This is a genomic window from Acidaminococcales bacterium (assembly GCA_031290885.1).
Classification (GTDB): domain Bacteria; phylum Bacillota; class Negativicutes; order Acidaminococcales; family JAISLQ01; genus JAISLQ01.
Genome location: JAISLQ010000015.1, coordinates 1 through 9,406, shown reverse-complemented (window position 1 = coordinate 9,406; position 9,406 = coordinate 1). Strand labels below are relative to the sequence as shown.

Sequence of the window (9,406 nt, the reverse complement as noted above, 5' to 3'; positions counted from 1 at the left end):
GACAGAGCCCGCGCGTTGCATTGGCCGATATCCAAAACGATGCTTTGGATAGCCTCGCCAAAAATATTTTTGACGAAATCATTCAAAAAATCCAAAGCGCCGATGGTACGCCCTGCGATAACAAGGAACGGCTTAGACAATAATATCGTATCCTTTCCGGCAGCGAGAACATGCCTTATGCGGTTCTCGGATTAAAATCATACTATCTTTGCGGCCAATTTACCGCCCTGCTTTGCTCTAAAGTCTCGCCGAACTAAGGGTTCGCCTGCGTTTTGCGCTGCGCAAGACGGCAAATTATCTCGCAAATTTTGAGGAATGCCGTAAATTGAGAACAGTATTAAGATTGCGAATACGGACAAGCGCGGCGCCGGGTTTCGCCATGAGCGGGACAGGAGATATACCATGGAAAATGTCGCCTGTTCCGCTTCGCGATGCAAAACGCGCCAAGCCGACGTATTTTTTGCGTTCATAATCATGGGACAATAATATCCCAAAATAAAAATACCATAAATTTTTAAAAACCTAAGCTGATTGTCCGTGTGGTTTTGAGCGTCGCCGTCCCATTATAATTTATTATAATGGGACGGCGACGCTTTTTGCAAGGTTTTTCCAGGTAAATGCCGTGCCTGTTTATTGTTTGTATCCTAAAAATACTAAACCGAGATGGGAGCAGCGCAAGTCCTATTGCCCGAATTGTCTGGTTTTACCCATTATTTTGTATTTTTTATAAGTTGGCACAATTATTGCTTTTAAGTTTTATGCGCGGTATATGCCGATGGGCAAGTGGCGTCCGCATAAATGAATTCTCGTTCGATGGAGGGAAAAGAGTGGCGGAAATATTTACTAAAGAGCAAGCCATAGAATTTATAAAGCCTAATTCTACTTTGATGATAGGTGGTTTCGGCAATGTGGGAATACCTCGTCGGCTTGTAAGCAAAATCGCGGACATGCCATCCGAAATTTATGGGCTGACCTTAATTGTAAACGATCTTGGCACGCCGGGCGTAGGACTGGGGCGGCTTGTCAGCAATAAGCAAATTAAAAAAGCCATAGGTTCTTATTTTTCCTACAACCCCGATGCGGTAACGGCTTACCACAGAGGCGAACTGGATTTGAAACTTATGCCGCAGGGCAACATGGCCGAGGCCATAAGAGCCGGAGGGGCGGGTTTGGGCGGCTTTTACAGCCCGGTAGGCGTAGGTACGGAGTTGGAAGGCTCCGACAACAAGGTAATCAATGGGAAAGAATATACTTTTGTGGAAGCTTTGCGCGCTGATTTTGCCATGATACACGCGTACAAGGCAGATACGCTGGGCAACTTGGTTTACAACAAAGCGGCCGGCAATTTCAACCCTTTGATGGCGATGGCCGCTAAATTCACCATTGCGGAGGCGGAGGAAATAGTGGAAGCCGGGGCTTTGCCCCCGGCAGAAATTGCTACGCCGTTTGTTTATGTCAACGCTTTGGTAAAAGTAGAGAGGGGAGAATAAAATGCCAGGCGTAGGCGGCATGAAAATGTTAAGTGATCCGGTTAAGGCGCGCATAGCCCAAAGGGTCGCGCAGGAGCTGCCGGATAAGGCGGTAGTAAATCTCGGCGTGGGAATACCAACGCTTGTTACAGGATATGTGCCGAAAGACAAGACTATTTTTGTGCAATCGGAAAACGGGTTGCTGGGCGTGGGGCCGCTGGCGGATAAAAAAGAAGCCGATGTTGACCTCATTGACGCCAGCCGCAACAAAGTTACCTTAATCAACGGAGGCAGCATTTTTGACAGCGCCGCTTCTTTCGCCATGATCCGCGGCGGGCATCTGGACGTTGCCATCATAGGGGCGTTGGAGGTGAGCGAGAGAGGCGACTTGGCCAATTGGAGCGTTCCCTCCAAGGGAGTGTACGGAGTAGGCGGCGCCATGGATCTGGTATGTGGCTGCAAGAAAGTGATCGTGGCCATCCAGCATGTGGGCAAAGATGGCAAAAGCAAGATATTGCGGGAATGTACGCTGCCTTTGACGGCTGTAGGCGTCGTTGATACTGTGGTGACAGAATTTGCCGTCTTTAAATTTATAGGAAAAAAAATGTACCTTACGGAACATACGTCCGATATTGGCGTGGAAAAGCTGCGAACAATTACTGAAGGGCAGTTTGTTGTTTCCGGCGACATGAAGATAAGAAAAATTTAAATATTTTTAAGGAGGGGAAAAATTATGCCAACTATGAAAGAGAAATTGCTCAAGGTACAAAAGATCATCAACGGCGAGAAAGAGGATGAATTTAAGAACAAATGCTACGGGCAGTATCTGTCCGGCGACGTTACTTTTACTTTTGGCAGCGAAAGTTATACCATGACTTTTCTCAAAGGGGCGCTCATTGAAGTAATGGACGGCGTGAACCTGACAGGCATCGAAATGGGCGTTATCGGTCCGCAGGAAGGCTGGCAGGAGCTTTACGCGCACAAGAATTTTTCCCGCGCTATCGGCCCGATGCACGGCAAGCTGCGGCTGCAGGGCAATATGGTCAAATGCATGGGCAATCTCAATCCTTTGGGGTACATTGCCCGGGTATTGTGCGGCGTGGTTTAAAGCAAGAGAAAAATTAAGGAGGAAAACAACATGGCAATAACCGGTCATTATGTAAATATCGGAGGCATAAAGACATACTATGAAACAAACGGCGGCCCGCCCCCAAAATCCATCTTGTGCATTCATACGGCAGGCAGGGAAAACCGCCAGTACCACGGGCTTATGACGATATTGGAAAATAAATACCGGTTGGTGGCGCCGGATCTTCCGGCTCACGGCAAAAGCTGGCCGCTGGCCGGCAACAAGGCTATCGTCGATATAGAGGAATATTCGGCGTTCATTTGGGAGTTTGCCGAAACGCTGGGGATGCGGGACGCAGTGATCATGGGTTGCTCATTGGGAGGCAATGTTGTCTACAAACTGGCCATAGATTATCCGGTCAAGGCTATCATATCCCTGCAAGGGGCATCCTATACCCCTTCCATTTCCGAAGTTGCCAGGGCGCTGATGGACCACCCTCATGTCAGCCTGCAACATTCCCATATTGATTTCAGCGACAGCCTGATAGGCAAAGATACGGCAGACAAGGAACGTGAGTTTATTATATGGGGCGTGCGGCAGGAAATCTCTACGACCAAGAAGGCCGACTTGACCTTGTACAACGGGTTTGACGTAAGAGGCGAAATGGGCAAGGTAACCTGCCCTGTATTAGTGTTCAGAGGCGAGGACGACTGGATAGTGGATGCCAATTCTGTAAACTCGACAGTAGCCGCCCTGACGGGCGCCAAGAAAGTAACTTTCAGGACTTTTCCCGGTATAGGGCATTTTCCTGCGGTGGAAAGGCCGGAAGTGGTTGCCAAAGTGGTAGAAGAGTTCATGGATGCGCTTTGAGCGGAGGGGGAAATTTGCCGGAAAGGAGTGTTTCGTTTGTCGGAGATGTTGCTTTTTGAGCAAAAAGGGCGCGTGGCCATTATAACGCTGAACAGGCCCAATGCGATGAACGCCATGAACTTGGAAATACGCAAGGAGATGAAGGAACTACTGGAAAAAATCACCTTCGACGCCGGAATCGGCGCCGTAGTCTTGCAAGCCGAAGGCAAATCATTTTGCTCCGGCGGCGATATCGGCACTATGGGCGACAACGCGCCCGGCAGCGGGAGATTGCGGCTGAAATATCTGCATTATTTTATTCGCTCCCTGTCTTTGTGCGACAAACCGACTATCGCCGCAGTTAACGGCTACGCCGCCGGCGCGGGTTTTTCCCTGGCTCTGGCCTGCGATTTCAGGATTGCGGCGGATGACGCGAAATTCGTCGCTTCCTTTATGAATGTGGGCTTGGTGCCGGACAGCGGCGCCGCCTACTTTTTGCCGCGACTGGTCGGCCTGGCCAAAGCCAAAGAGATAATTTTTACGCCTTCGCCCATCAACGCGGAAAAAGCGCTGGAGCTTGGTTTGGCCAACAAGATAGTGCCGCTGGCCGAGCTTAGGCCGCAGTCCATAAAAATGGCGGAGGAACTGGCGAAAAAACCCGCTGCGGCCATAGCGCTGGCCAAGTTGATGCTAAACCGCAGCTTTGAGATGGATTTGGAGCAGGCGTTTGATTTTGAGGCCTTGGCGCAGGACATTTGTTTCCAGACGCCGGATCACCTCGAAGGTATCAATGCTTTTAAGCAAAAGAGAAAACCGGAGTTTAATCAATAGCCGGACAAAATATCCTGAAATAAAAAATTGGGGAAGGAGGACATTCTTGTGGAATTTAATGTTTCGTTTGTCGGTACCGGCTTATGGCATCTGTTGCAACTCTTAGTGCTCATCTATTTTTCCTGCAAGGGCAACAAAAGCAATCTTTATTGAACAAAGGCAAAGGATGGGACATTAGCCAAATTGAAGGAGGCGCAATATGGAAATAAGTGTTTTCAATTGTATTTTTTTCTCTTTCCTGATCGTATATCTCGGAGTTACTTTTTATGTCGGGCGCGGCGGCGTTTCCTTAAAAGACTTTTACGTCATGGACCAAGGCGCCTCGCCGTTTTTAATCGCCGGCACTTATGCCGCCACCTGGATCAGCGCCGTGGGCATGGTAGGGCTGACCGGCATGTCCTACAAAACCGGGCCGCTGACCGGCATACTGGACTGGGCGGCTACCATCGGTTTTGTTATGTCCACTTTCTGGATTGGGAACAAACTCCGGCGTACGCAACAGGTAACATTGGGCGATTTTTTCGGCGAGCGCTTTGACAGCCAGACTTTGCGCGCCGTCACGGCCCTTATTACCATCTTCGGCCTGGGCGCTTATTTCGTCGGCCAGATCATCGGCAGCGCCATAGTGACGGAGACCCTGCTGGGCATACCCTATTCTTATATGGTCGTGGTAATGGTGGTAGTGTTCATGGTTATCGCGCTGGGCGCCGGCGCAAAAAGCGTAACCATCACGGACACCATCATGATGCTTCTTATCGTGGTGGCGCTGGCCTATGTTTTTTCTCCCATGCTGATTTCTACGGTGGGCATAGATGCCTTCAGCAAGTTTGCGAAAGAAAAACCGGATTGGTTTACCTCCGGCGGCGGCGTGTACACGTGGGGAACCATCGTGGGCTGGCAGGTACTCTGGTCATTGGGCAACGCCGCCAACCCGTCAGCCATTACCCGCTGTTTCCTGGCCAAAAATTCCCGCACTTGGACGAAGGCCATGATTCTTGCCATGATGGCTACTTTTTCGGTAATTTGGCTGACGCACTTGGCGGCAAGCTCGGTTTACTTGGTGAACCCCAATCTCAGCAACCCCGGCGCGGCGCTGACTTGGGCGGCCATGAACGTAGTCAACCCGGTAGTGGGCGCCATAGCCATAGCCGGTTTGTTCGGGGCTTGCTTGTCTACGGCTTCCACGCAGATTTTGACCTTGTCTTTCAGCATTGCCCGCGACTTTTACGAGAAGATTTTTTATAAAGAAGCCAGCGATGCCCAGATATTGCGGGTAGCCAGAATCTGGATAATAGTTTTTTCCGTGCTGGGCGCGGCTATCGCCCTCTACGGCTCGTCGCTGATCGTTGTCATTGGCAACTTCGGTTCTTCCATTTTCACCTGTTCTTTCTTTGCCCCGCTTATTTTTGGCCTGAACTGGCGTAAAATGAACAAACGCGGCGCCATCTGGGCGATGATCGTAGGGGCGGCTATCAATACCGGCTTGCATTTCATTCCTTTGGCGATGGGCAAACCGTTTGGCTGGTCCGGCTGGCTGCCGTTAGGTCTCCATCCCACCATCTGGGCGGCGATAGCCTCCATCCTGACGGCATATTTTGCCAGCTTTGGCGGCGAGAACACTTCAAAAGCGCTGGCAGTGTACGACACTTGCAACCATGTATCGGACGAGGAGAAGGCTTCCAACATACAAAGCGGCAGTTTGACGCCTTATATTATTGCCTTGGTTGTATACACTATAGTACAGACGTCGCTGGTTTTGTGGTTTGCAAGCAAAGTTGCCTGAGTGTTTGCTTCTTTAAATTTACAAAGGGGGTTACATTATGAAAATAACCAAGATAGAAGCCATACCTTTGAAGCTGCCGCTCGTGGAGCCCTTGCATTGGGTCAGCGGTTACATGACACATGCGGAGCATCTTCTGATCCGCATCCAGACAGACGAAGGGATCGAAGGCATAACGGAAGGGGTTCCGCGCCCCGGCATCTACGGAGAAACGCAAGTTTCTATACATCATATTATCAATAATGTTTTCGGGCCCATGCTGACAGGGCTGGATCCTTTCGATACGGACAAGATTTGGGCGAAAATGAACACGGTATTTTGGAACCCTACCGCCAAAGGTTGTCTCGACGTAGGCCTTTACGACATTATGGGCAAGAAAACAGGGCTGCCTTGCCACAAACTGCTGGGCGGCTGGACAGACAAGGTGCGCGTTAGCTGGATGGTAGCACTAAAGAGTATGGAAGAGATGGTTAAAGAGGCGGAGAGAAGTTACGCCGCCGGGTACCGTTACTTCAAGCTCAAAGGCGGCATAGACCCGGATTTTGACATTCAGATGGTAAAGAATATCAAAAAAGTGCTGGGTCCGGACGCCAAACTGTACATCGACGGGAACATGGGCTACAAATATTTGGATATCCTGAAAGTCGCCAAGGCGCTGGAAGGCGATTTGGTCTGGCTGGAAGAACCCATGCTTTGCTCGGACAGCCAAGGGCGCAAGAAGCTTTCGGAACACATCGATATACCGCTGATGGGCGACGAAAGCCTGTTCAGCCTTAGCGACGCCGCGCGGGAAATCGCTTTGGGCGCTTTGGACATTGTCATGGTGAAGATACCCAGGACAGGTTACACCATCGGGAAAAAATTTGTGGCTTTGGCCGAGGCTTATAACAAGCCCATGTTGATGGGCACCCAGGCGGAAACAACGCTGGGCACTGTGTCTTGCCTCCACTTTGTGGCGGCGCACAAGCAATTCAGTTTGGTCAATGAGCTGTCTTATTTCAATTCCATTCAGGGCAGCCTGCTGAATGAAGAAATAAAGGTGACGGATGGTTGCATGACTGTGCCCAATGGACCGGGGCTGGGCGTTACGCTGGACGAAGAAAAGGTGAGATATTTCAGCGATCTGGCCAAAAAATGACGGGGCGCGGCTGAAGCGGGGGATGCAATCTTCTTGCTTTGGCGTTAAATTGAAACGCCTTTTCGGGGACGGACATTCTGCGGGAAGCGATGTTCCCGCAGAATGAAATCTCCTCCCATCGCTTTTCGCGCCGTGTCGCCGACGCCGGAATACTTATCTGGAAATCCTGTCAGTTCGGCTGAGGCAAATACGCTTTAACCCAAAATTTTTTTTGGAGGTAACCGCTCAATGAAAGGAAACCATGACAAAGAAATGAGCCTGAAAGATGCCGTCGGCAAGTTCTTATCCGATGGCGGGAGTTTTTCTTTCGGCGGCATCGGGGCCAGAGAGCCTGTGGCCGTGGCACATGAAATAATCAGGCAGAAAAAGAAAGACCTCACTTTTATAACCGCGACTACGCTGGATTCTTCCAACATACTCTTAGGCGCTGGCTGTATCAAACGCCTGGAAATGGCCTACAGTTGGATAGGTGTCGTGGGCAGCGGGCTGAACCTGCGCCGCGCCGTGGAAAAAGGAATCCCGCGCAAGGTGGAGGTGGTGGATTATTCAAATTTCGCCGCTAGCTGCCGCTTTTTGGCCGGCGCCATGAATATCCCCTATATGCCGCTGCGCTCCCTCCTGGGGTCCGACATACCAAAATACAACAAGGACATTATAATAACAAACGATCCTTATTCCGGCGACAAACTGGCCCTGGTGCCGGCCGCCAACCCGGATGTCGCCTTTATCCATGTACAAAAGGCCGATGTGCTTGGCAACTGTCAAATTTGGGGCATATTGGCCAACGATGTAAATATCGCCCGCGCCGCCAAACGCTTGGTGATTACTTGCGAAGAAATCGTGCCCACCTCAGAAATCCGCAAAAATCCTAACGCTACGGCCATTCCCTGTTACTGCGTGGATGCCGTGGCCAAAGTTCCTTTTGGCAGCCATCCCCTGTTTGTGGCGGGCTGTTACTGGAGCGATATACCCTTCAGGCGCAATTTCATGATGGATGACAGCACTCAGGAAGGCTTTGAAAAATGGCTGGATGAATGGGTATATGGGGTAAAAGATTTCAACGAATATTTGGGCAAAATTGGCCGGGATCGACTGCAAAAATTGGTCGAGATGGAACTGGACAATTATAAAATACCGGAATTGAGGTGACGGTTTTGATGGCTGATTATAAATATTCCACCGCCGAATTGATGGCGGTAACTTGTTCTTACGAATTGAAAGATCAGGAACTTGTCTTTGTCGGCGTGGGCATACCCATGATGGCCGGTCTTTTGGCCAACAAGACGCACGCCCGGAATATGATAATTGTTTATGAGGGCGGCGGCATGGGAGCGATTTCCAGGCGGCTGGCTTTTACCATTTCCGACAATTCCACGACGGACAACGCCCTTTCGGCTGGAGAAATGTGGCGGGTTTTTGCCGACACCCAGCGCGGCTTGGTGGATACCGGCGTACTGGGCGGCGCGCAGATAGATAAATACGGCAATCTCAACACTACGGCGATCATCGGCGACAAGACTTACCAAGAACCGGCAACCAGATTGCCGGGCAGCGGGGGCGGCAATGATATCGCTTCTTTATGCGGCAAAACTATTATCGTCATGCGCCTGGGCAAGAGCCGCTTTGTTTCTAAAGTGGACTACATTACATCTACCGGTTATGTCGCGGGCGGCGATTCCAGGGAGAAAAGCGGCCTGAAATGGGGCGGGCCTTGCTGCGTTGTAACGGATAAATGTGTGTTGCGGTTTGACAAAACCAGCCGGGAAATGTACTTGGACGCAGTTTATCCGGGCGTAACCGTGGAAGAGGTCAAGGACAATGTGCAGTGGGATCTGAAAACAGCGGACAATATCATACAAATCCCGCCGCCTCCTATGGACTATCTGGAAAAAATACGCAAGATGGATCCTAACGGCATTATTCTGGGAGGAAAAACTATCACGCAGAAGGAAAGTTTTGATGATTTTTATCATAAAATGAAAAAATCCTATCAAGAAACCGATATATTCTTGTAATATTTTCCGGCGGTATAATTTTGCGTTCTAAGCGGCATGTTTTGCCGCCCGCGCCTTTGCGCCGTTTTAAGAAAGGGGAGCGCGAGACGGTGGCGGCAGGAAAGAAGGGATTGTATGGCAGAGCAAGTGATTTTAGTTGAAAAGATAGGAGCGGTCGGGCTCATCACCATCAACCGTCCGAAAGTGCGCAACGCCCTGGACAAGGAGGCGTGGGCGCAGCTGGCGGAAGCGTTCCGGGCCTTGGACAGAGACGGC

General features: G+C 50.5%; 9 protein-coding genes. All 9 read left to right on the top strand.

Annotated features, from left to right (window positions below; genetic code table 11):
• Nucleotides 1–827 precede the first annotated feature (827 nt).
• A complete protein-coding gene (locus tag LBO03_02310; protein ID MDR3348433.1) occupies nt 828–1,490 on the top strand; it encodes a CoA transferase subunit A in 663 nt (220 codons plus the stop codon).
• A 1-nt stretch (nt 1,491) separates the two neighbouring features.
• Complete coding sequence (locus LBO03_02305; protein MDR3348432.1) at nt 1,492–2,178, top strand: 3-oxoacid CoA-transferase subunit B; 687 nt, start codon at nt 1,492–1,494, stop codon at nt 2,176–2,178.
• Between the two features lie 24 nt (nt 2,179–2,202).
• Nucleotides 2,203–2,577, top strand: a complete 375-nt coding sequence (locus LBO03_02300) for a hypothetical protein (GenBank protein MDR3348431.1) — start codon at nt 2,203–2,205, stop codon at nt 2,575–2,577.
• Nucleotides 2,578–2,607: 30 nt separating this feature from the next.
• Nucleotides 2,608–3,408: an alpha/beta hydrolase gene (locus tag LBO03_02295; GenBank protein MDR3348430.1), complete on the top strand. Its 801-nt coding sequence runs from the start codon at nt 2,608–2,610 to the stop codon at nt 3,406–3,408.
• A gap of 45 nt (nt 3,409–3,453) precedes the next feature.
• Nucleotides 3,454–4,218: an enoyl-CoA hydratase/isomerase family protein gene (locus LBO03_02290; protein MDR3348429.1), complete on the top strand. Its 765-nt coding sequence runs from the start codon at nt 3,454–3,456 to the stop codon at nt 4,216–4,218.
• A gap of 199 nt (nt 4,219–4,417) precedes the next feature.
• Entirely contained in the window at nt 4,418–6,001 is a 1,584-nt protein-coding gene (locus LBO03_02285; protein ID MDR3348428.1) for a sodium:solute symporter family protein, read from the top strand.
• Nucleotides 6,002–6,038: 37 nt separating this feature from the next.
• Complete coding sequence (locus LBO03_02280; GenBank protein ID MDR3348427.1) at nt 6,039–7,136, top strand: mandelate racemase/muconate lactonizing enzyme family protein; 1,098 nt, start codon at nt 6,039–6,041, stop codon at nt 7,134–7,136.
• 228 nt (nt 7,137–7,364) lie between these two features.
• A complete protein-coding gene (locus tag LBO03_02275; protein MDR3348426.1) occupies nt 7,365–8,285 on the top strand; it encodes a hypothetical protein in 921 nt (306 codons plus the stop codon).
• 8 nt (nt 8,286–8,293) lie between these two features.
• Nucleotides 8,294–9,151, top strand: a complete 858-nt coding sequence (locus LBO03_02270; GenBank protein MDR3348425.1) for a hypothetical protein — start codon at nt 8,294–8,296, stop codon at nt 9,149–9,151.
• Nucleotides 9,152–9,406 lie beyond the last annotated feature (255 nt).